Origin of the sequence: Rathayibacter sp. AY1F6 (assembly GCF_002932035.1) — a bacterium.
Classification (GTDB): Bacteria; Actinomycetota; Actinomycetes; order Actinomycetales; family Microbacteriaceae; genus Rathayibacter.
The window spans coordinates 1-20,402 of the sequence record NZ_PSVD01000011.1; the positions used below are offsets into that span (position 1 = coordinate 1).

The window sequence follows — 20,402 nt, forward strand, 5'->3', positions numbered from 1 at the left end:
GGGTGGGCCGGGATCGCGGGCACCTCGGAGCCGATCGAGCCGGCTCCGGCCTGGACGGTGATGATCGCGGTGCCGACGTCGACCGTCTGGCCCTCGTCGACGAGCACGTCGACCACGGTGCCGCTGAACGGCGAGGGGAGCTCGACGAGCGACTTGGCGGTCTCGATCTCGACGAGGACCTGGTTGACGGCCACCTCGTCGCCGACCTTGACCTTCCAGGCCACGATCTCGGCCTCGGTGAGGCCCTCGCCGACGTCGGGGAGGAGGAACTGCTCTGTCATCGGGGGGACTCCTGTGGGCTCGTGCGGGCGGATGTCGCGCGCGTCAGTACGCGAGCGAGCGGTCGACGGCCTCGAGCACGCGGTCGACGTCGGGGAGGAAGAGCTTCTCGACCTTGGCGGGCGGGAAGGGGGTGTCGAAGCCGGCGACCCGGAGGACCGGCGCCTCCAGCGAGAAGAAGGCGCGCTCGGTGACGGTCGCCGCGATCTCGGAGCCGAGGCTCACGTTCGCGGACGCCTCCTGCGCGACGACGAGCCGGCCGGTCCTGCGGACCGACGCGAGCAGCGGCTCCCAGTCGATCGGGGAGAGCGAGCGCAGGTCGACGACCTCGACGCTCGTGCCCTCCTCGCCCGCGAGCTCGGCGGCCTGGAGGAGGACGGCGACCATCGGGCCCCAGCCGACCAGCGTGACCTCGGTGCCCTGGCGGACGACGCGGCTGGCGTGCAGCGGCGCGGCGGACCCGCTGAGGTCGACGTCGCCCTTGGGCCAGTAGCGGCTCTTGGGCTCGAAGAACATGACGGGGTCGTCCGAGGCGATGGCCTCCTGGATCATCCAGTAGGCGTCGTTGGGAGTCGACGGGCTGACCGCGCGCAGGCCCGCGGTGTGCGCGAAGTACGCCTCGTTGCTCTCCTGGTGGTGCTCGACCGCTCCGATGTGCCCGCCGTAGGGCACGCGGATGACGACGGGCATGGTGATCGCACCCTCGTGGCGGTTGGTCATCTTGGCCAGCTGCGAGGTGATCTGGTCGAACGCCGGGTAGATGAACCCGTCGAACTGGATCTCGCAGACCGGGCGGAAGCCGCGCATCGCGAGCCCGATCGCGGTGCCGACGATGCCGGACTCGGCGAGCGGCGTGTCGAGCACGCGCTTCGCCCCGAACTCGGCGTGCAGGCCCTCGGTGATGCGGAAGACGCCGCCCAGGGGGCCGATGTCCTCGCCCATCAGGAGGACTCGGTCGTCCTGCGTCATCGCGCGGCGGAGGCCGGCGTTGAGCGCCTTGGCCATGGACATGGACTCGAGCTGCGACCCGGTGAGGGGCGGCTGCGCGGCCGTCGTGCTGGTGTCGATCGTCATCACTCGCCTCCGAACGATTCTTCGTAGCGCTGCAGCCACGCCTTCTGCTCCTCGACGAGCACGTGCGGCTCCGAGTAGACGTGGTCGAACATGACGCCCGTGGGTGGGACCTCGAGGGCGAGGAGGCGGCGGCGGATGTCGGACGCGAAGTCCTTCGCCTCCTCGTCGACCTCGTCGAAGAAGGACTGCTCCACGCCCTCGCTCCGCAGGAACGCGGCGAAGCGGGTGATCGGGTCCTTCGCGACCCACGAGGCGAGCTCGTCGTCGGTGCGGTACTTCGTCGGGTCGTCGCTCGAGGTGTGCGCGCCGATCCGGTAGGTCAGCGCCTCGATGAACTGGGGACCGCCGCCGGAGCGCGCGTCCTGCAGGTGCTTGGCGGTGACCGCGTAGCTCGCGAGCACGTCGTTGCCGTCGATCTGCACGCCGGGGATGCCGAAGCCGGAGGAGCGGAGGTAGAGGGGGCTGCGCGACTGCGTGGCCACGGGGACCGAGATCGCGTAGTGGTTGTTCTGGAGGAAGAAGACCTCGGGAGCCTGGTAGCTCGCGGCGAAGACCATCGCCTCGCTGACGTCGCCCTGGCTGGAGGCGCCGTCGCCGAAGTAGACGACGACGGCCGCGTCCTTCTCGGGGTCGCCCGTGCCGGTCGCTCCGTCGAGGGTGAGGCCCATCGCGTAGCCGGTCGCGTGCAGGGCCTGCGAGCCCAGCACCAGCGTGTAGAGGTGGAAGTTCCCGTTCGTCGGGTCGGTCGGGTCCCAGCCGCCGTGCGTCGTGCCGCGCAGGAGCGCGAGGACGCCGAGCAGGTCGATGCCGCGGATCTTGCCGACGACGTGCTCGCGGTAGGAGGGGAACACGTGGTCCTGCGGGCGCATCGCGAACGCGGAGCCGACCTGCGCCGCCTCCTGCCCGTGGCTCGGGACCCACAGTCCGAGCTGGCCCTGGCGCTGCAGGTTCGCGGCCTCGGTGTCGAAGCGGCGGACCACCGCCATCTCGCGGTAGAAGGAGCGGTGCTGCGCCTCGTCCACCCCGTCGAGGTAGGAGGCGTACTGCTCGGCCGCGGGGGTCGGCGAGAACCGCCCGTCCGCGGAGAGGAACTGGACAGTCGGCGACTCCGTGCTGGTGGCTACCACCCGACTAACCTATCCGTCTCGCGGGGTGGCCCTCGGGGAGGGAAGCCACAATCTCGGCCGCCGCGCTGAGGAGCTTGTCGACAGAGCGCGCCTCGCCGACGGAGACGCGGATCCCCTCCGGCGGGAACGCGCGGACCACGACTCCGGCGCGCTCGAAGACCTCGGCGGCCCGCGCCGTGTCCTCGCGGGTGTCGAACCAGAGGAAGTTCGCCTGCGACTCCGGGATCGTCCAGCCCTGGTCGAGCAGCGCCCGCCAGAGGTCGTCGCGGAGGCGGGTGATGCGGTGGACGCGCTCGAGGAGCTCCTCGCGGTGCTCGAGGGAGGCGACCGCCGCTGTCTCGGCGAACTGGGTGACCGAGAGCGGGATGGCGGTGGAGCGGGCGGCGTCGAGGATCCGCGCGTGGCCGATCGCGTAGCCGACGCGGAGGCCGGCCAGGCCGTACGCCTTGGAGAAGGTGCGGGCGATCACGAGGTTCGGGTAGCGGCCGAGAAGGCGGGTGCCGTCCACGGCCCGCTCGTCGTCGACGAACTCTGCGTAGGCCTCGTCGAGGAGCACGAGGACGTCTCCCGGGACGCGCTCGAGGAGCGCCTCGACGTCGTCGGCGGTGGCGACGGTGCCGGTGGGGTTGTTGGGGCTGCAGACGATCAGCAGGCGGGTGCGCTCGGTGACGGCCTGGGCCATGGCGTCGAGGTCGTGGGTGTCGTCGGCGCGGAGCGGCACGCGCACGCTGGTGGCGCCCGCGGTCGTGACGAGCGAGGGGTAGGCCTCGAACGAGCGCCAGGCGTAGACGACCTCGTCGCCCGGGCCCGCCGCCGCGGTGATCAGCTGGGCGATGACCGCGACGGAGCCGGCTCCGACGATCACCTCCTCGATCGGGACGCCGTACTCCGCGGCGAGCGCTGTGCGCAGGGCGGTCGCCGCCGCGTCCGGGTACCGGTTGAAGTCGTCCACCTCGCGGACCCGCGCGAGCACGGAGGGCAGCGGGTCGAACGGGTTCTCGTTGGAGGAGAGCTTGAAGGCGTCGGCGGCGGCCGCGCGGCCCTGCTTGTAGGCGGGGAGCGCCAGGATCTCGGGGCGGAGGCGGACGGGAGGCTCCTGCTGGTCGGTCACCCGCCCCATGCTAGGCGGCGCGGCGGCGGGCGCCCCGCCGTTCCGCGCGCGCCGTCCCCCGCCCTCGACGGGTGTGCGCCGGGCCCCCTTCCCACCGGTCGAGCGCCGTGGGTGCGGCCCGGAGGTGCGGCCGACCCGGGTCTCGGATGCGCGAACCGCCCCGCTGACCGGCGCCCACGGCGGCCGTCCCCCGATTAGGGTGCAGTGATGCGGAGTCGAGGGCGAGCCGAGCGGCGCGGGGGTGCGCGCCCGCTCCTCCGGGGCGCCACGGCCGCGATCGCCCTGCTCGTCGCCGCCGGCGCGCTCACCGGATGCACGCCCGCCGCGGAGGGCACGCAGGCGACCCCGACTCTCCGGGAGACGTCCATCGACGTCGCCGCTCCCCCGGCCTACACCGCCGCGCGCGAGGCCGGCCTCGCGCTGCGGGACGACTCGCTCGCGCTCCTCACCGCGACCGACGGCACCGTCGCGGGCGCGGCCCGCACCGATCTGCTGGTGGCGATCGGAGCCCTCAACGCAGCGCTCGAGGGAGTCTCGGCCGACGCCATCACCACCGCGACGACCGCGGCCGGGGAGCAGCGGACGGCGCTGGCCGAGCGCGTGCTCGGCCTCGCCACGTCGACCCTCGCCTCCGGTCGCGGATCGACGTCCCGGCGGGCGGTGCTGACCGACGCGGTCGAGCAGCTCCGGAGCGCCCTCGCCTCGGGAGCCGCAGTCGCTCCGCTGGCCGTCGCCGTGATCGAGGCGCGCGAGCCGCTCGTCCCGGAGCCGGGCAGCGGATTCGCTCCTCCCCCGCGCCCCGCGCCTCCCGCCGCTCCCCGGCCGACCAGTGCGCCCGAGCCGACCCAGGAGCCGACGCCCGATCCCCCGGCTCCGGAGCCGGCTCCCGCGCCCGCCCCGGAGCCGACCGAGGCCCCGCAGCCGACGGCGGAGCCCCTGCCGCAGCCCGAGCCCACCGCGGTGCTCCCTCCGCGGACCTGCGCCGACGACCCCCGCCTCTGCACTCCTGCGCCCGAGCCGACCATCGGCGGGCCCCTCACCTGAGCCCCGGCTCGCGGCGCGCCCCGCCTGCGGGGATAGTGGAGGCATGAGCAGACTCCTCCTCGGCCTCCTGACCAACGCCGTCGCGATCTGGCTCACGACCCTGGTCGTGGCGGGCGTGCGCGTGGACCCGTACGAGGAGGGCCCCGCAGCGGCGGTCCTCACGTACCTGCTGGTGGCGGTGATCTTCGGCGTCGTCAACGCCGTCGTCGGCGGAGTGGTGCGGGTGGTCGCGTTCCCCCTGTACGTGCTGACGCTCGGCCTGGTCTCGTTCCTCGTCAACGGCCTCCTGCTGCTCGTGACCGCCTGGATCAGCGGCCTCTTCGGCTTCGGCCTCGTCGTGGACGGCTTCTGGTGGGGCGTGCTCGGCGCCCTCGTGCTCGCCCTGGTGAACTGGTTCATCGGCCTCCTCCTGCGCCCCTTCCTCCGCCGCCGTCAGGACTGACACCACGGCCTCGGCAGTCAGCATCGGCCACGCCGCCGCCGCCCGGGAGGCGTCGCGCGCCATCGGTGGACGGCGGCCGCGATCGGCCTGCTGTGGAGGAGCCGCGGTGCGCCATGATGGGCGGGTGACCCCCGACTCCCCTGCGCCCTCGGCCTTCGCCGTGTGCTTCGTCTGCACCGGCAACATCTGCCGGTCGCCGATGGCCGAGGTGGTGCTGCGCTCCCTGGCGGAGCAGGCGGGGCTCGGCTCCGCGATCGAGATCAGCTCGGCCGGCACCGGCGAGTGGCACCTCGGCGAGCACGCCGACAGCCGCGCCCTCGCGGCGCTGGAGCGTCACGGCTTCGACGGGGGCCGCCACCGCGCCCAGCTCTTCGACCCGTCCCGCTTCGCCGAGTTCGACCTGGTCGTCGCGCTCGACCACGGGCACGAGCGCGCGCTGCGCTCCTGGGCGCGCACCGAGGTCGACCGGCAGAAGATCCGCCGCCTGCTCGACTTCGAGCCCGGCCTCTCCCCGCAGGGCGACGTCCCCGACCCCTACTATTCCGATGCGGCGGCGTTCGACTCGGTGCTCGCGCTGATCGAGCGCGCCTGCCGGGCCCTCTTCGCCCAGATCGAACCAGGACTGCGCGGCAACCGCTCGGTCCGCCCCGACTCCACCGACGCGCGCGCCGCCCTCGCGCAGGACACCTGAGAACCGGAAGGCACCACCGCATGACCTCGCTCCCCACCCAGCCGCTGAGCCCCCTCGACGGCCGCTACAGCGGTGCCGTCTCGTCGCTCGGCGAGTACCTCTCGGAGGCGGGGCTGAACCGCGCGCGGGTGCACGTCGAGGTCGAGTGGCTGCTGGCGCTGACCGACCGCCGCCTCTTCGGCTCCGAGCCCGTCGACGCGGCGACCGCCGAGGAGCTGCGCCGCCGCGCCCGCGACTTCGGCCAGCCCGAGATCGACGAGCTGGCGACCCTCGAGGCCCGCACCCGCCACGACGTGAAGGCCGTGGAGTACCTCGTCCGCCAGTGGCTCGAGGAGCTGGGCCTGCAGCGCATCGCCGAGCTCACCCACTTCGCCGCCACCAGCGAGGACATCAACAACCTCTCCTACGCGATCGTGGTCCGCCAGGCCGTCGGCGAGATCTGGCTGCCGAAGCTGCGCTCGGTCGTCGCGTCGCTCCGGGAGCTGGCCGTCCGCTACCGCGACGAGTCGATGCTCAGCCGCACCCACGGCCAGCCCGCGACCCCGACCACGATGGGCAAGGAGTTCGCCGTCTACGCGTACCGGCTCGAGCGGGTCGTCGCGCAGATCGAGGCGACGGAGTACCTGGGCAAGTTCAGCGGAGCGACGGGCACGTTCGCCGCGCACCTCGCCGCCGACCCCGGCACCGACTGGCCCGCCCTCGCGGAGGAGTTCGTCACCTCCCTCGGCCTGGTCTTCAACCCGCTGACCACCCAGATCGAGTCGCACGACTGGCAGGCCGAGCTCTACGGCAGGGCCGCGCACGCGAACCGCATCCTGCACAACATCTGCACCGATGTCTGGACCTACATCTCGCTCGGCTACTTCCGGCAGATCCCCCAGGCCGGGGCGACCGGCTCGTCCACGATGCCGCACAAGATCAACCCGATCCGCTTCGAGAACGCCGAGGCGAACCTCGAGCTCTCCAGCGCCCTGCTCGACTCGCTCGCGCAGACCCTGGTCACCTCGCGCCTCCAGCGCGACCTCACCGACTCGACCACGCAGCGCAACATCGGCGTCGCGTTCGGCCACTCCCTCCTCGCCCTCGACAACATCGCCCGCGGCCTGCTCGAGATCGACCTCGACCCGACCGCCCTCGCCGCCGACCTCGACGGCAACTGGGAGGTGCTGGCCGAGGCGATCCAGACGGTGATCCGCGCAGAGGTGGCGGCCGGCCGCTCCTCGATCACCGACCCGTACGCGCTGCTGAAGGACCTGACCCGCGGCAAGCGCCTCGGTGCCGACGACCTCGCCGTCTTCGTGCAGGGTCTCGACATCGGCGACGCGGCGAAGGAGCGCCTGCTGGCGCTGACGCCGGGCGGCTACACGGGCCTCGCCTCGTCGCTGGTCGACCGCCTGAGCTGATCCGCCGGGCAGCGAGCGCGCGGGTGCCGCCGTCCTCGAGAGCGAGCACTCCGACTCCTGCGTGCTCGCGGCGGCGCGGTCGACGGCGGCGCGATGTCGGGGGTCGCACCTAGCGTCGGCGGCATGTCAGCGTGCGCGATCGGAGGGTGCGCCTCCTCGGCCGAGACGGGCGCCCCCCTCGCGCTCTGCGCGGCGCACCTCGGGCTCGCGCACGACTGGGTCGCCCGCGAGGACGGCGTGATCGACGTCCTGCCCTCGCCGTGCGCGGCGTGCGGGTCCCGCCTGGGCGTCCGGCTCCCCTCCGCCTGGCTCTGCGCCGCCTGCGAGTGGCGGCTCGGCGACGCTCCCGACGGCGAGCTGCCGCCGCCCCGGGTCGACGTCGTCTACTACATCCGCTTCGGCGAGCGGATCAAGATCGGCACCAGCGGCAATCCCCGGCAGCGCCTCCACCGGCTCCGGCACGAGGAGCTCCTCGCGTTCGAGCGCGGCGGGCGAGCACTCGAGCAGCATCGGCACGCCCAGTTCGCCGACGAGCGCTTGGAGCGCACCGAGTGGTTCGCGCGCAGCCCCGTGCTCGACGCCCACATCGAGACCGTGCGCGCCGGGGAGCCCGACCCCTGGGCCCTGCACCGCCGCTGGCGCAGCGAGGCGCTGGCCCTGCGGCTCTGACGCGTCGGCTGCGAGCCGGCGGCGACGACTCGACCGCTCCGACTCGCCGGCTCCCACTCGACGGTTCCCACTCGCCGGCACTGCATCCACGGGTCCCGCTCCGCCGAGCCGGACACCGCGACGGAGTGCCGGGGAGGGCGCGCCGGGGACGGGTCCCCCGAGGACCGTCCCGCAGCCGCCGCACGACGCGCTCAGCGCCCCCAGGCGTCGACGAGCAGCGGACCACGGACATCGCGGAGCCGGTCGACCAGACGGTCCGCCAGCGCGGCCGTGACCCCCGTGGCGACCAGGTCGTGGGGGCCGAGCGGCAGCAGCTTCCCCGTGCGGATGCGCACCACCTCCCATCCGGCGGAGCGGAGCGCGCGGTCCTTCCGCCGGTCGGCCTCCTCGCGGTGCCCGACGTGCTCGAGTCCGTGACGGCCGGTGGAGTCGTACTCGATCGCGACGCGCAGCTCGCCGAGCACCAGGTCGGGCCACGCCTCGCAGTGCTCGAAGAACGGCCGCGCGAGACGCACCGCCGTGTGCGCCGGATCGAAGACGAGCCGCTCGGCGAGGAGCGCCCGGAGCCGGGCCTCGACGGCGGAGGCGGGAGGAGGCGCGCACCGGCTCGCGAAGGGCTCGCCGACGGGGAGGTCCGGCGTCTTCGGGCACACGCGGGCGGGCCGGGCTCGGGAGCGCGGCCGGAGCGGCGGCAGTTGGAGGGGTGGATCGAGCGGACGGAGGAGTCGACGACGCGGCGGGCGCGGATCCGCTCGGGTCGGCGGGTGACGCGGACCCGCGGCCGGTGGGCGACGCGGACATCGGGAGCCCCCGCGCGATCACGGCGGGCGGCGCCAGGAGGACGAAGGAGCCGTCGTCGGGAGCGGCCGTCGGCGCGAGCACCTCGGCGAGCCGGCCGCCGATCATCGGCGCGGCCCGGGGCAGGCGCGGCGAGGCGAGCTCGGCGCAGTCGGGGCACCAGGAGGAGCGGCGCCGCTCCCGGCCGGGACGGTGGCGCTGCTCCTCGGGGGTGGCGACGAAGACGTGTCCGGCGTCGCAGAGCCAGCACAGGTACACGTCGGCCGCGGGCGGGATCTGGCTGAGCACGATGCCCTCGTTGTACTCGGGCCGGTACTGCCGCACCAGGACGGGGTAGGACGCCCAGGCCTCCCGGTAGGTGCCGACCGCGTAGGGGACGTCGGCGCCGCGCGAGAACCGCCGCCGCTGCCACCACCGCCCGATCGCCTCCGCCACCCTCCGCACGCTACGCGCGACCACCGACGCGGAAGCGGCGCCCGCGTGCGCAGGCGGGATCTCGAGACGCCCTGCGGGCTGCTCGATCGGCATGCGCGGCGGAAGGGACTATCCGCCCGCGCGGCGTGCTCCCGGCCGACTGGGAGCGGCGGAGCCGTCCCTCGCCTAGTGTGCGGAGTCCTGCTCGTCGATGTCCGCGATCTCGGCCTCGTCGGGCTTGAAGGTCAGTGAGAACATGGCGATCGCGACGAGCACGACGATGAAGGCGACGCCGAACGAGATGAGCGCGACGACAGGCTCGCGGGTCGAGAGCATGACGACGAGGCCGACGAAGGCCGCCATCACCGCGGAGAAGCCGATGAGCTCGAGCGGGCGCAGGCGGTCCTTGCGGGTCGGCTGGAACGTGCGGGGCGTGAACTCGCCGGGGTCGCGCGCCGGGGCGGAGTCGGCCGCCGAGGCGCGGTCGGCGGGAGAGGCGGGGTCGGGCTGCTGGCCTTCGGCGGTCATCGGTCTCCTCCGGAGGTCGGTGTCGTGGGGGCGACGGGATCGTGTCCGGTGGCTGCGTCGGCGCCGGCGGCCCATTTGAGCGAGAACGCCGCGATGGCGAGGAACACGGCGACCATCACGGCGTAGGCGCCGAGGAGGCCGACGGTGACGACGGGGTGGGGCGGGAGGAGTCCGAAGGCGGCGCCGAGGAGCATCGTGCCGACGCCGACGATCACGGAGTCGCGGGCGGCGAGGCCCTGACCGCGGCGGCCGCTCGAGAACTCGAGGAAGCCGGAGAGCAGCGCCCAGCCGGCGACGAGGGCGACGAAGGAGAGCAGGTTGGCGACCGGGAGCGCGACGAGCGCCGCGACTCCGGCGACCAGGGTGAGCACCGCGGAGCCGAGGGCGAGCGGGCGGGCCCGGCCGCTCCAGCTGCGGAGCCCGAGAGCGAGCGAGACGGCGCCGGTCGCGATCGCGAAGCCGCCGAAGACGGCGAGGCCGAAGGCGGGCCCGTGGTCGGGCGAGAAGGTGACGACGCAGCCGGCGACCGCCGCGATCACGGCGCGCGCGAGGGGCAGGGTCCACAGGCGGCGGTCGGAGTCGGCGGCGATGGCCACGGTCGAGCCTCTCTGGGATGGAGGGAGAAGGCGTCCGGGAGCGGACGGCTGGGCGCGCGACGGCACGGCGACGCGGACTCCAGCGATTTTACGCTCCCGCGGCTCCGCCCAGGCCCGGAGCGGGGCCGGGGGCGCGATCCGGGGCGAAGTCGCAGGCGGCTCAGCCGAGCCAGACCTCCTCCACCCGCGGGAACACGGCGTCGGCGGAGAAGCGCTCACGGAAGCGCGCCCCGGCCTTCTCGACGACCTCGGCCCGGGCGTCCTCGTCGGTGATGAGCTCGGTCAGCGCGGCGGCGAGGCCCTCCACGTCTCCGGGCGCGACCACGCGGCCGCAGCCGTCGCCGAGGACCTCGGGGATGCCGCCGACCGCGGTCGAGACGACGGCCGCGTCGCGGGCGAGTGCCTCGAGGATGAAGATCGGCATCGCCTCGTCGCGCGAGGGCAGGACGGCGATGGACGCCTCGTCGAGCAGGGCGAGCAGGCGGGCGTTCTCGAGCGAGCCGAGGAACTCGATCCCCGGGACGCCGCGGTCGACGACCTCCGGCTCGCGGATCGGACCGGCGACCAGCAGGCGCCAGCCCTCCTTGCCCTCGACCTGCGCCCACGCCTTCTGCAGCACGTCGACGCCCTTGCGGTGGCTGACGACGCCGCCGAAGACGACGGTGCGGGTCTTCTCGCGCGGGGTGCCCTGCTCGAGCGCGTTGGGCACGAGGTGCACGCGCTCGGCGGGGACGTAGCGGCGGCAGATCGCCGAGGTCTCCTCCGAGAGCGAGATGATCTCGTCCGCGCTGCGCAGCACGTCCTTCACCAGGCGCGGGTGCGCGGCGGTGAAGGCGGCGAACTCGCTGCCGTGCAGGTGGGCGACCGTGCGCAGGCCCAGGCGGTGCGCGAGGCGGAGGAGGGACCCCTCGCGGAGGAACGAGCCGCGCTCCGAGAGGTGGACGACGATCACGGCGCCGGGCTCGCGGCGCGCGATCGCGGCGATGCGGGCGGCGGCGCCGGCGGCCAGGCGGGCCGCGGCGACGTGCTCGCCCGGAGCGGTGCGGGAGGAGATCACCCGGACGTCCGAGCGCTCGAACGGCCAGCGCAGGTACCCGTTGACGACCTGCGTCATGCCTCCGGGGACCTCTCCGCTGCGGCCGACGTGGTACACCCGCGTCTTCGGGCCGGCAGGAGCTGCCGCGGCGGCCGGGCGGCTGCGGGGCGGCACGGCGAGCAGCGCCTGGATGTCGTCGCGGACGCCGCGGAGGCGCCCGCGGGCGACGAGCAGCTTCTCGAGCAGCTCGCTCCGGCGGGCGACGACGGCGGAGAAGGTCTCGACGCCGGCGGCCGGGGTCGTCCGGGACATGTCGACCGTGACGTCGTGGATCCCGATGGTCTCGAAGTGGCGCGAGGCCTTCGTCGATCCGTCCATCTGCAGGCTCACCGGGGCCGCGCCCTCGGTGAACGCCATGATGATCACGTGCAGCCGGTCGCTCATCGCGACGCGGGCCGTGCGGTAGAGCTCGCGCAGCAGGATCTCGTGCTCGTCGTGGGTGTGCGCCGGATCCCAGTCGAGGATGTCCGCGTCGAGGTCGGCGGCGAGACGGCGGGAGCGCTCGGCGTCGACGGCGACCTGCGTGACGACGACGATGTCGAGGTCCTCGCGCTCGGCGAAGCCCTTGATCGCGGCCAGCCACTCCTGCTCGGGGTAGGGGCGGGCGTCCACCTCGTGGTCCTCGCGGAGGGAGAGGACCAGAACGCGCCGCTCCTCGTCGGGCTGCGCGGCGAACGCGGTCAGCTCCGCGTCGCTCGAGCCCTCGCCGTAGCCGAGGTCGGGCATGGCGGCGCCGACGCGCATGTAGCCGGCCGTCTTGTCGTCGCGCCAGCGGGTGTAGCTCGAGAGCGCCATCGAGGGCCACATGATCGCGCGGGGCAGCGGGGCGAAGTTGCGGGTGCCCACGCCGGCGCGGATCACGCGGCCGCCGCCGAGGCGCACGAGGGCGATGCCCGGGAGCATCACGAGGTGCTCCTTCATCCCGATCAGGGTCAGCTGGATCTCTCCCGGCTTGAACACCGAGTTCGCCCGGCCGGCGAGGGCCTCGCGGGCGAGCGCCGCGTACCAGCGCAGGAGCGAGCGGTACACCGTGTCGTCCGGGCCCAGGCGCAGGCCGTCGTCGTAGCCCCACGGCGAGTGGCCCACGTAGACGTGGAGCGGACCCGACTCGCGGAGCCAGTCGAGGAGCTGGCGACGCAGGATGATGTCGCCGATGTTCTCGTACTGGCCGCGGCCGACGGCGAAGATCGATCGGGCAGGTGTCACGGGCGGGCCTTTCGGAGGGGTTCGCGTGGGGGTGACCGGTGCGGAGCGGGGAGCGTCGCGGGTCTCCCCGGTCGATCCTCCTGCCGCGCTGCCGTCGTGGGCCGGGCCGGCCGGGCTCCGCAGGAGCGGGCTCGGGGCCGATGGCGCCCCGGGCAGACTAGCGCAGGCGGGCTCGGCGGCTCGAGGAGGAGTGCTCGCGTCAACAGCCGTTGGTGACCAGGAAGGCCTTGAGGAACGCGCCGGTCTGGTAGACGTACTGGTTCACCAGGTAGTCCAGGCCCATCGGCTCGCCCGAGGGCACCATCGAGAGCTCGCCGGAGTAGCAGCGCTCGATGATAATCTCGGCGCGCACGAGGTGGGAGGCGTTGGTGATCACGATGACGTGGTCCCAGCCGTACTGCTCGGCCATGTCGCGCAGCTGCCGGGCCTCTCCCTGGGTCGTGAGCGGGTCGGCGGAGTAGCAGAGGACGTCGCCGCCGGGCTCGTTGCACTTCTTGTACTTCTTGGCCTCGTAGGGAGCGTTCATCTCGCCGGGGCCGACCGAGAGCACCATCGTGTCCGTCGCCCCGGAGGTGATGATCCGGCGGGCGAACTCGACGCGTGCCCTCGTGGAGGGGCCCAGCACGAAGACCGCGTCCGCCTGCTCGGGGATCGGGTCGATCGGGGGCGTGACGTAGAGCGGGATCCCGGCGCCGAAGAGGGCGAGGACCACGAGGGGGACGAGCAGGAGCCGTCCGATCACGGTGCGAGCGCGGACCCGGGGGCGCCTCGGGCGCTCCCGGGACGGCGGGGTGGACGGGCGGTCGCCGGTCGCGGTCGTGGCCGTGTCCATCGCGTCCTCCCTCTCGTCGGGACCGCCGCTCGCCCGCGGCGGGTGATCCGCGACGCGGGTGCGACGGCGATCACCAGTGGAGAGCCCATCATCGCAGTGTTTCGGCGCGGGGTCGGCCCGGTGAACGCTCGGTCAATTCTCTCGCCCAGCGGCCCGGCCCGGGGCCGTGTCCAGAGTCGCCGGGTAGGGTCGCCGTTCCTCGACCGAGCAGCACTCCCCCTCGTCCATTCCGCGGACGGGCATTCCCGGAGTCCCCTCCCGATCCGACATCCGCCCTCCGATCCGTCGTCGACAGCGCGTGTGACCGTTCCGTATACACGCATGCGCGGCGGTCCGCCAGTCCTTCAGCGGAATCGCTGATATAAGCCCGACCACCACGCCCGAATGGGGTACTACAACCTGAATCCGTCTCATCCAGCCATCAGTCGCAAGGCCCGTCTATAGCGTCGGGAGGACCAGCACCACCCCCTTGAGCAGCCCCCTCGAACCGCCCCCGACGCCCCCTCGAAGACCCGGAGCCGATCGTGAATCCTCAGACGACGCCAGACCCGACCCGCCCTCGCCGACGACGCGCACGCCTCTCCCTCACCACCGCTCTGATCGCCGCTCTCGGCATCCTGGTCGCCCCCCTCACGGCGCCCGCCGCCTCCGCGGCCACTCTCGACCCGGGCGCCGGGCAGAGCACGCGGATCCAGGAGACGAACTCCTCGCTGACCTACAGCGGCTCGTGGCGCACGATGACGGGCGGCGACAGCGGCGGCGGGATCACGTTCCTCAACAGCACCGGCTCCGTCTCGTTCAGCTTCCGCGGCACCGGCTTCAGCTGGGTCAGCCGCACCACCGCCTCCGCCGGCATCGCCACCGTCACGGTCGACGGCGCGAGCACCTCGGTCGACCGGTACACGAAGACCACGGCGTACCAGGTCCCGGTGTTCACGAAGAAGGACCTCGCCGACACCGTCCACACGGTCAAGATCGCCTGGAGCGGCACGGCCAACAGCTCCGCGAGCGACAAGAACCTGGTCATCGACGCGTTCGACATCACCCGCGCGACTCCCGCCACCGAGGAGCCGACCGACGAGACCGGCGGCGGCGAGGACGACGGCCCCGTGCTCGATCCTTCCGGAGCGACCAGCCTCCTCGTGCAGGAGACCGACCCCGCGCTGCAGTACACCGGCTCGTGGAGATCGATGGCGGGCGGCGACAGCGGCGGCGGGATGAAGTACCTGACCTCCGCCGGATCGGTGAAGTTCACCTTCGTCGGCACGTCGTGGCGCTGGATCAGCCGGAAGACCTCCTCCTCCGGCATCGCCGCGGTCTCGGTCGACGGCGGACCCGTCACCAAGGTCGACCGCTACAGCTCGACCGCGCAGTACCAGGTGCCGGTCTACGAGACGACCGACCTCGCCGAGGGCACGCACACCGTGACCATCTCCTACACGGGGACGAAGAACTCCAAGTCGACCGACAAGAACCTGATCATCGACGCGTTCGTCCTCGCCGAGGACGGCCTCGCGACCGACGCCGTGGAGCTCTCCCCCCTGACCGACGGCTACACCGTCGCCTGGGACGCGCCCTTCAGCTCGCGGGTCGTCTCGTACGACGTGCACCGCTCGAACGAGGACGGCTCCGGCGACACGGTCGTCGGCACCGTCGCCGACCCGGTGCGCCAGTACCGCGACGAGACCGCCGAGGCGGGACGCGCCTACACGTACACCGTCACGGCGACCGACGACGCCGGCCGCGACTCGCGGCTGAAGGAGTCGGCCACCACCTCGGCCGACATCCTCGCCTCCCGCGCCTCGCTGCTCGCGGCCTTCGACTGCCCCGCCGCCACCAAGACGGTGTCGACCTCGGCGCAGCTCGTCACGGCCCTGACCAACCCCTCCTCCGGCGACGTCATCCGCCTGGCCGACGGCGTCTACACCGGCAAGTTCGCCCTCCGCGGCACCGCCGCCCAGCCCGGCTCGATCTGGATCTGCGGCTCGCCCAACGCGGTCCTCACCTCCGGATCCACCTCGAGCGGCACCGCACTCATCCTGAACACGGTGAGCGACGTGCACCTCGTGGGCTTCTCGGTCCGCAGCTCCTTCCAGGGCATCCAGGTGCTCGCCAGCAAGGGCGTCCAGATGGCCGGCCTGACGGTGAGCGAGATCGGCTACGAGGCGGTCCACTTCCGCAGCCAGACCACCGACTCCCTGATCGTCGGCAGCACCATCCGCCGCACCGGCCTCGTCTCCGCCAAGTACGGCGAGGGCGTCTACGTCGGCACCTCCGACCGCAACTGGTGCGAGTACAACAGCTGCAACCCTGACCGCACGGCCCGCATCGCGGTCGTGGACAACGCGATCAGCGACACCGGCGCCGAGCCGATCGAGGCCAAGGAGGGCACCCTCGACGGCGACATCATCGGGAACACGGTCCTCGGCGGATCGCGGCTCGCCTCGGACGTCGTCTCGCTGATCCTGGTCTCGGGCAACAGCTGGCTTGCCGCGGGCAACTCCGCCGCGGGCACCACCACCTACGGCTACCAGGTGATCACCCGCGCCGACGGCTCGGGCAACGACAACACCATCAGCGGCAACCTCGCGCTGAAGACCAGCAACGCGGTGGTCTACCTCCACCAGCCGTCCAACTGGTCCACCAGCGGCAACACGCTGAGCTGCTCCAACTCCGGGAAGGACCTGATCGGGAACGTGGCCTGCACGCCGTGACCTGATCCGCTCCCCGCGCGCAGAACCGCCGCCGTCGTCCCCTCGACGGCGGCGGTTCTGCGTCTGCCCGCCTCCCGCCGACCACGCGGGAGTCGGCGGAGTCGCGCGCCAGTACGGCGACTTCTGCGGACTCGCGGGGTGAGCGGGCTCCCGGGAGCCGGTTCCGGCCACGGCGGGCGCTGGAGAGGGCTGGACGGGCCGGGCAGGTCCCGGGGAGTTGAGCGGGCCCGGACGGCGACGCCGCCTCCTGTCGAGTCCGCGGAAGTGGGCGGAGTCGCGCGCGAGTACTGCGACTTGTGGGGGCTCGCGGGGTGAGCGGGCTCCCGGGAGCCGGTGAGGCACGTGATCAGGCCACGGCGGGCGCTGGAGACGCTGAGGAAGGACGGACCGGTCGGTCGGCCCCGGAGAGCCCGCGGGCCCGGACGGTGACGCCGCCTCCTGCCGAGTCCGCGGAGGTGGGCGGAGTCGCGCGCGAGTACCGCGAGTTCTGCGGGCTCGCGGAGTGAACGGGCTCGCGGAGGGGTGGAGGGGGCTGGAGTGCCGGCCAGGCGTCGGAGGGGCCGGCTGGGCCCGGAGAGAGGGCAGCCGGGCCCCCGCCGGGCACCGCGCAGTCCCCGGACGCGGAAGAGCGCACCGCGGCCGGGGCCGGGGTGCGCTCTTCCGCAGCGTGCGAGGACGCGATCAGACGATCGCGGGGGCCTTCTGCAGCTTGTGGCGGGCCAGGACGACCGCGCCGACCACGGGGGTGCCGGCGGTCTCGATCCAGTGCACGTCGGCGGCGGCCTGGGGCGAGTCGACCCTGCCCTCGATCAGGACGAGGACGGCGCCGTCGGCCACGCCGCGGAAGGTCGGCGACTGCTCGGTCGCGCCGAGAGTGCCGGTGACGATCAGGACGATGTCGTAGACCTTCTCGAGCTCCTCGACCAGCGCGCGGAGGGCGTCGGTCGGCATCGGCGTGCCGGCCTGGGCGCCGCCCGCGGGGAGCAGGTCGACGCGGTCGGTCGAGCGCTTGATGATCGCGTCGTCGAGCGAGGCGGCTCCGGCGAGCACCTCGCGCAGGCCCGGGCGTCCGCCCGAGGCGGAAGCGAGAGCCGAGCCCTCGGCGGTGCCGTCCACGATCACGACGGACGAGCCGAGCACGGCCAGCGCCTTGGCGAGCAGCACCGCGCTGGCGGTGTGCGGGGTCTTCTCGGACGCCGGGGCGATCGCGAAGGAGGAGTACGAGCGGGTGCGCGCGATGGCGGAGAGCTCGAACGCCACGGCCGAGTAGCGGGCCGGGATCTCGGTCGAGTTCAGCATCTCGTCGAGCTTGGTGGCCTTGACCGGGACGATGCCCAGCAGCGGCCGGTCGATCGCGGAGCGGACGTCGTCGCCGCTGCGGAGGCGGCGGTCGAGGGCGGTCATCACGATCGCCACTCCCACGCCGACCACGGCGCCGCCGAGGATGCCGAGCGCGAGCAGGACGAGGATGCCACCGGTGACCGGCAGCTCCGGCGGGAGCGCCTGGCTGAGCACCTGGAGCTGGATCTGCGGGACGGCGACGCCGTTCGTGGTGGTCGCCGGATCGGCGCCCTTCACGGCCGCGTCGAGCTGGGCGGCGATCGCGTTCGCGATGACCGCGGCCTGCTCGGGCGAGGGGTCGGTGGCCGAGATCGTGATGACCACGGACTCCGGCTCGGCGAGGACGGTCACGCGCTTGGCGAAGTCCTCGATGGGCTCGTCGATGCCGAGGCCGTCGATGACGCCCTGCAGGACGGTGTCCGAGGTGCCGAGGGCGACGGAGGTGACCGTGGCCTGGGAGGCGGCGCTGTTGGCCGCGACCCGGTCCGCGGTCGAGAGGACTCCGGACGAGGAGACCGCGACGTACACGCGTGCGTCCGCCTTGTACTGCGGGAGGAGGACGGCGTTGAGTACCAGGGCCGCCACGGCGCCGAGCAGAGCGAAGGCGACGATGTAGACCCACCTCCGGCCGATGCCGGCGAACAGTCCGTTCAAGGTCATGGTGTGTGGTGTCCCTTTCGTCGACTGCACCGGAGTGCAGGGGGTCTGACTGTAGCGTCGTGATGTGTCGTCCGCGTTGCGCGGAACCGGCCGCGAGGTTTCGCGCGGGAGCGGTGGATCAGAGGTGTGCCTGCAGGAAGGCGAGGATCGCCTTCTTGTTGTTCGGGGTGTTGTTCTGGAGCCCGTGGTGGCCGGAGCCGTCCACGCCGACCTCGGACGCCACTCCGGCGTCCTGCAGGGCGACCTGCATCGCGTCGGCCTGCTCGACCGGGACGAGCTCGTCCTCGGAGGTCAGCCAGATCTGCGGGGCGTCCGTGGAGTCGACCGAGGTGATCGGCGACGCGGGGATGCTCTGCGGGCAGGTCGTCGAGTCGATCTCGTCGCAGTCCAGGTAGGAGAGGATCTGCTCCTTCGCCTCGGGCACCGGCGTGCCCAGCGACATCCCGGTCTCGGTCATGTCGGCGACCGCCGAGAAGGCGACGACCGTCTTGACCCGCGAGCCCTCGGTGAGGGAGCCCTCGCCGAGCGTGCCCATGGTCGCTCCGATGATCGCTCCGGCGGAGCTGCCCATCACGCCGATGCGGGCGGGGTCGAGGCCGAAGCGCGTGACCTGCGCGGGCTCGCGCAGCCACTCCACGGCGGCCTGCGCGTCCTCGATCTGCCCGGGGTACCGGCTGTCCTGGAGGAGGCGGTAGTCGACGGAGACCGAGACGAAGCCGCGCTCGGCGTAGTACTCGCAGAGCTCGGTCATCCCGCCCTCGTCGCGGGCGCCGTCGACGAACCCTCCGCCGTGCAGCATCAGCAGCGCGGGGCGGTCGGTGCCGCCCGCGGTGGGGAGGCAGGCGTCGGCCTTCAGCGAGACGCCGTCGACCGAGCGGTACTCGATCGCCTTCTCCGTCGTGAAGCCGTCGGGCGTGCGGACGGGCTCGGGCTGCGAGGAGCAGCCGGCCAGCCCGAGGGCGACGGCCACGACGGCCGCCAGGACTCCGGCTCTGCGTGCTCGTGTCGTCTTCACTCGTGGGACTCCGCTCTCTTCTTCTCGTAACTGGGGGAGGTGCCGGGCTCATCGGCCGGGACCGCGACGGGATCGGAGACGACTCCGGGGCCGCGCGCAGGGACGGGCACGGGCTTGCGCCGCTTGCCGGGGCCGCCGAGGGCGGCCGGGGGGACGTAGATCCACTTGACCTTCGAGAGGTAGCGGGTCACGAAGAGCGAGAGGACGACCGCGAGCACCATCACGACCAGCAGCAGCGGCACCTCGAAGCCGCCGATCTCGGAGCGGTCCTCGGGGAGGATCACCCGCAGGATCGTGATGGCGATCACGATGAAGTAGAGGTGCAGCAGGTAGATGTGCAGGCTGCGCTCGCCGCAGATCGTGAAGAAGTTCAGGAATCGCACTCGGGAGAGGGCCCGCGACACGAGGATGCCCATCGCGACGGCGGCCATCTGGCCGGCGAGGGCGAGGAACGGAACCCAGCGGATCGGGAAGAGGAAGAGCACCGCGCTCAGCACGACGAAGACCGGAGTGACGTAGAGGAACGCGCGGCTCCCCTTCTGCTCGACGAAGTCGATGATCCTCTTCGAGTAGAGCGTGCCCACCAGGAAGAAGACGAACAGGGCGCCGATGCGATTCCAGCCCACGTTGGTCGTGTTGAGGAGACCGGTGGTGAACATCGTCCCCATCACCGCGGCGAGGGCGACCTGCACACGGTGGTCGACCTTGCGCAGGAGCCACGCGCCGAGCGTGAAGAGGACGAGGCCGTAGATGAACCAGTAGCTGCTGCTGGGCCAGAAGAACAGCAGGAGCAGGTTGAGCGGGTCGGTCGCGGGGAGCTCGCCGAGTCCGCCGTTCGCGAGCGGCACGACCAGGTAGAAGGCCATGCGGATCACGGACCAGACCACGTAGAGCCAGAGCAGCGGGTAAAGCCTGCGACGCCAGAGGTCGGGGAAGCTCCAGGTGCGGATGCGCGAGCCGAAGAGGCCGGACACCAGGAAGAAGAGGGGCATCGGGAAGAGCTCGAACACGACCTTGATGCGGCCGAGAGTGTTCTCGACCCCGATGTCGCCGAGGTACAACGACGTGTGGTAGTACACGACCATCAGGATGGCGGCACCCTTGGCGAAATCCACCCATTCGCGGCGGGCCCCGCCCGCAGGCTTCAGCAGCTTCATTCTCTCCCCCTTGTGCCCGGTCGTACCGCTCGTGAATTCCATCCGAGGTGAACAAGGCTCAGAGAAGGACGCAGGCTCGGTCGCAGAATGCGACCGAGGATCAAGACTAAGGGTGTACCGTCTGCGCCGCACATTCGTCGGAATAGTGACGAGGACTCGATTGCCGGGAAGCGCACTCCGGCCTCTCCGCTCACCGGGGGGACGA

The 20,402-nt window shown here is 72.7% G+C and carries 18 protein-coding genes; 6 read left to right on the forward strand and 12 right to left on the reverse strand.

The genetic code is table 11. The annotated features are described in order from the left end of the window. The 4 genes from C5C44_RS10470 to hisC form a co-directional block, all read right to left on the reverse strand. Positions 1 to 281: biotin/lipoyl-containing protein (locus tag C5C44_RS10470; RefSeq protein ID WP_308470923.1), on the reverse strand; the 281-nt coding region annotated here is incomplete at its 3' end. 43 nt (positions 282 to 324) lie between these two features. Further along, entirely contained in the window at positions 325 to 1,290 is a 966-nt protein-coding gene (locus C5C44_RS10475) for an alpha-ketoacid dehydrogenase subunit beta (RefSeq protein WP_181027250.1), read from the reverse strand. A gap of 62 nt (positions 1,291 to 1,352) precedes the next feature. Next, positions 1,353 to 2,480 carry a thiamine pyrophosphate-dependent dehydrogenase E1 component subunit alpha gene (locus tag C5C44_RS10480; protein WP_104226633.1) on the reverse strand — a complete coding sequence of 376 codons (1,128 nt, stop codon included), beginning with the start codon at positions 2,478 to 2,480 and terminating at the stop codon, positions 1,353 to 1,355. Between the two features lie 4 nt (positions 2,481 to 2,484). Beyond that, complete coding sequence (gene hisC / locus C5C44_RS10485; RefSeq protein WP_104335817.1) at positions 2,485 to 3,600, reverse strand: histidinol-phosphate transaminase; 1,116 nt, start codon at positions 3,598 to 3,600, stop codon at positions 2,485 to 2,487. A 198-nt stretch (positions 3,601 to 3,798) separates the two neighbouring features. Between hisC and C5C44_RS10490 the strand changes: the two genes are divergently transcribed. The 5 genes from C5C44_RS10490 to C5C44_RS10510 all read left to right on the forward strand — a co-directional run bounded on the left by C5C44_RS10490 (position 3,799) and on the right by C5C44_RS10510 (position 7,840). After that, positions 3,799 to 4,635 carry a hypothetical protein gene (locus C5C44_RS10490; RefSeq protein WP_146084334.1) on the forward strand — a complete coding sequence of 279 codons (837 nt, stop codon included), beginning with the start codon at positions 3,799 to 3,801 and terminating at the stop codon, positions 4,633 to 4,635. Between the two features lie 43 nt (positions 4,636 to 4,678). Next, positions 4,679 to 5,077 carry a phage holin family protein gene (locus C5C44_RS10495; RefSeq protein WP_104237970.1) on the forward strand — a complete coding sequence of 133 codons (399 nt, stop codon included), beginning with the start codon at positions 4,679 to 4,681 and terminating at the stop codon, positions 5,075 to 5,077. A gap of 124 nt (positions 5,078 to 5,201) precedes the next feature. Further along, a complete protein-coding gene (locus C5C44_RS10500; RefSeq protein ID WP_181027248.1) occupies positions 5,202 to 5,768 on the forward strand; it encodes a low molecular weight protein-tyrosine-phosphatase in 567 nt (188 codons plus the stop codon). A 20-nt stretch (positions 5,769 to 5,788) separates the two neighbouring features. Further along, a complete protein-coding gene (gene purB / locus C5C44_RS10505) occupies positions 5,789 to 7,171 on the forward strand; it encodes an adenylosuccinate lyase (RefSeq protein ID WP_104225198.1) in 1,383 nt (460 codons plus the stop codon). Positions 7,172 to 7,294: 123 nt separating this feature from the next. Then, positions 7,295 to 7,840, forward strand: a complete 546-nt coding sequence (locus C5C44_RS10510; RefSeq protein ID WP_104288118.1) for a GIY-YIG nuclease family protein — start codon at positions 7,295 to 7,297, stop codon at positions 7,838 to 7,840. Positions 7,841 to 8,031: 191 nt separating this feature from the next. Here C5C44_RS10510 and C5C44_RS17535 read toward each other — a convergent pair whose 3' ends face one another. From C5C44_RS17535 to C5C44_RS10535, 5 genes are all read right to left on the reverse strand, one after another. Continuing rightward, the gene (locus C5C44_RS17535; RefSeq protein ID WP_308470791.1) at positions 8,032 to 8,493 is read right to left on the reverse strand and encodes a hypothetical protein; all 462 of its coding nucleotides are present in this window, start codon (positions 8,491 to 8,493) and stop codon (positions 8,032 to 8,034) included. Between the two features lie 745 nt (positions 8,494 to 9,238). Continuing rightward, complete coding sequence (locus C5C44_RS17350; protein WP_258059918.1) at positions 9,239 to 9,580, reverse strand: hypothetical protein; 342 nt, start codon at positions 9,578 to 9,580, stop codon at positions 9,239 to 9,241. Continuing rightward, entirely contained in the window at positions 9,577 to 10,176 is a 600-nt protein-coding gene (locus C5C44_RS10525; RefSeq protein ID WP_104225185.1) for a DUF308 domain-containing protein, read from the reverse strand. The genes C5C44_RS17350 and C5C44_RS10525 overlap by 4 nt, the downstream gene beginning before the upstream one ends. Before the next feature lie 160 nt (positions 10,177 to 10,336). Beyond that, positions 10,337 to 12,478 carry a glycosyltransferase family 4 protein gene (locus C5C44_RS10530; protein WP_104335819.1) on the reverse strand — a complete coding sequence of 714 codons (2,142 nt, stop codon included), beginning with the start codon at positions 12,476 to 12,478 and terminating at the stop codon, positions 10,337 to 10,339. 199 nt (positions 12,479 to 12,677) lie between these two features. After that, the gene (locus tag C5C44_RS10535) at positions 12,678 to 13,310 is read right to left on the reverse strand and encodes a YdcF family protein (protein WP_104335820.1); all 633 of its coding nucleotides are present in this window, start codon (positions 13,308 to 13,310) and stop codon (positions 12,678 to 12,680) included. 524 nt (positions 13,311 to 13,834) lie between these two features. Here C5C44_RS10535 and C5C44_RS10540 point away from each other — a divergent pair. Beyond that, on the forward strand, positions 13,835 to 16,024 hold the full coding sequence (locus tag C5C44_RS10540) for a hypothetical protein (RefSeq protein WP_104335821.1): 2,190 nt from the start codon (positions 13,835 to 13,837) through the stop codon (positions 16,022 to 16,024). 681 nt (positions 16,025 to 16,705) lie between these two features. Here the strand turns inward: C5C44_RS10540 and C5C44_RS10545 are convergent. From C5C44_RS10545 to C5C44_RS10555, 3 genes are all read right to left on the reverse strand, one after another. Beyond that, complete coding sequence (locus C5C44_RS10545; RefSeq protein ID WP_104335822.1) at positions 16,706 to 18,025, reverse strand: Wzz/FepE/Etk N-terminal domain-containing protein; 1,320 nt, start codon at positions 18,023 to 18,025, stop codon at positions 16,706 to 16,708. Positions 18,026 to 18,143: 118 nt separating this feature from the next. Continuing rightward, positions 18,144 to 19,040 (reverse strand): alpha/beta hydrolase, encoded by an 897-nt coding sequence (locus tag C5C44_RS10550; protein ID WP_104247646.1) that lies wholly within the window; start codon positions 19,038 to 19,040, stop codon positions 18,144 to 18,146. Then, complete coding sequence (locus C5C44_RS10555; protein WP_181074569.1) at positions 19,037 to 20,197, reverse strand: acyltransferase family protein; 1,161 nt, start codon at positions 20,195 to 20,197, stop codon at positions 19,037 to 19,039. The genes C5C44_RS10550 and C5C44_RS10555 overlap by 4 nt, the downstream gene beginning before the upstream one ends. Between the last annotated feature and the right edge of the window lie 205 nt (positions 20,198 to 20,402).

Bases quoted from the DNA above. Each gene is read 5' to 3' on its own strand.
- hisC (WP_104335817.1), bottom strand. From the start codon at position 3,600: ATGGGGCGGGTGACCGACCAGCAGGAGCCTCCCGTCCGCCTCCGCCCC.
- purB (WP_104225198.1), top strand. From the start codon at position 5,789: ATGACCTCGCTCCCCACCCAGCCGCTGAGCCCCCTCGACGGCCGCTAC.
- C5C44_RS10475 (WP_181027250.1), bottom strand. From the start codon at position 1,290: ATGTCCATGGCCAAGGCGCTCAACGCCGGCCTCCGCCGCGCGATGACG.
- C5C44_RS10510 (WP_104288118.1), top strand. From the start codon at position 7,295: ATGTCAGCGTGCGCGATCGGAGGGTGCGCCTCCTCGGCCGAGACGGGC.
- C5C44_RS10545 (WP_104335822.1), bottom strand. From the start codon at position 18,025: ATGACCTTGAACGGACTGTTCGCCGGCATCGGCCGGAGGTGGGTCTAC.
- C5C44_RS10495 (WP_104237970.1), top strand. From the start codon at position 4,679: ATGAGCAGACTCCTCCTCGGCCTCCTGACCAACGCCGTCGCGATCTGG.
- C5C44_RS17350 (WP_258059918.1), bottom strand. From the start codon at position 9,580: ATGACCGCCGAAGGCCAGCAGCCCGACCCCGCCTCTCCCGCCGACCGC.
- C5C44_RS10535 (WP_104335820.1), bottom strand. From the start codon at position 13,310: ATGGACACGGCCACGACCGCGACCGGCGACCGCCCGTCCACCCCGCCG.
- C5C44_RS10490 (WP_146084334.1), top strand. From the start codon at position 3,799: ATGCGGAGTCGAGGGCGAGCCGAGCGGCGCGGGGGTGCGCGCCCGCTC.
- C5C44_RS10555 (WP_181074569.1), bottom strand. From the start codon at position 20,197: ATGAAGCTGCTGAAGCCTGCGGGCGGGGCCCGCCGCGAATGGGTGGAT.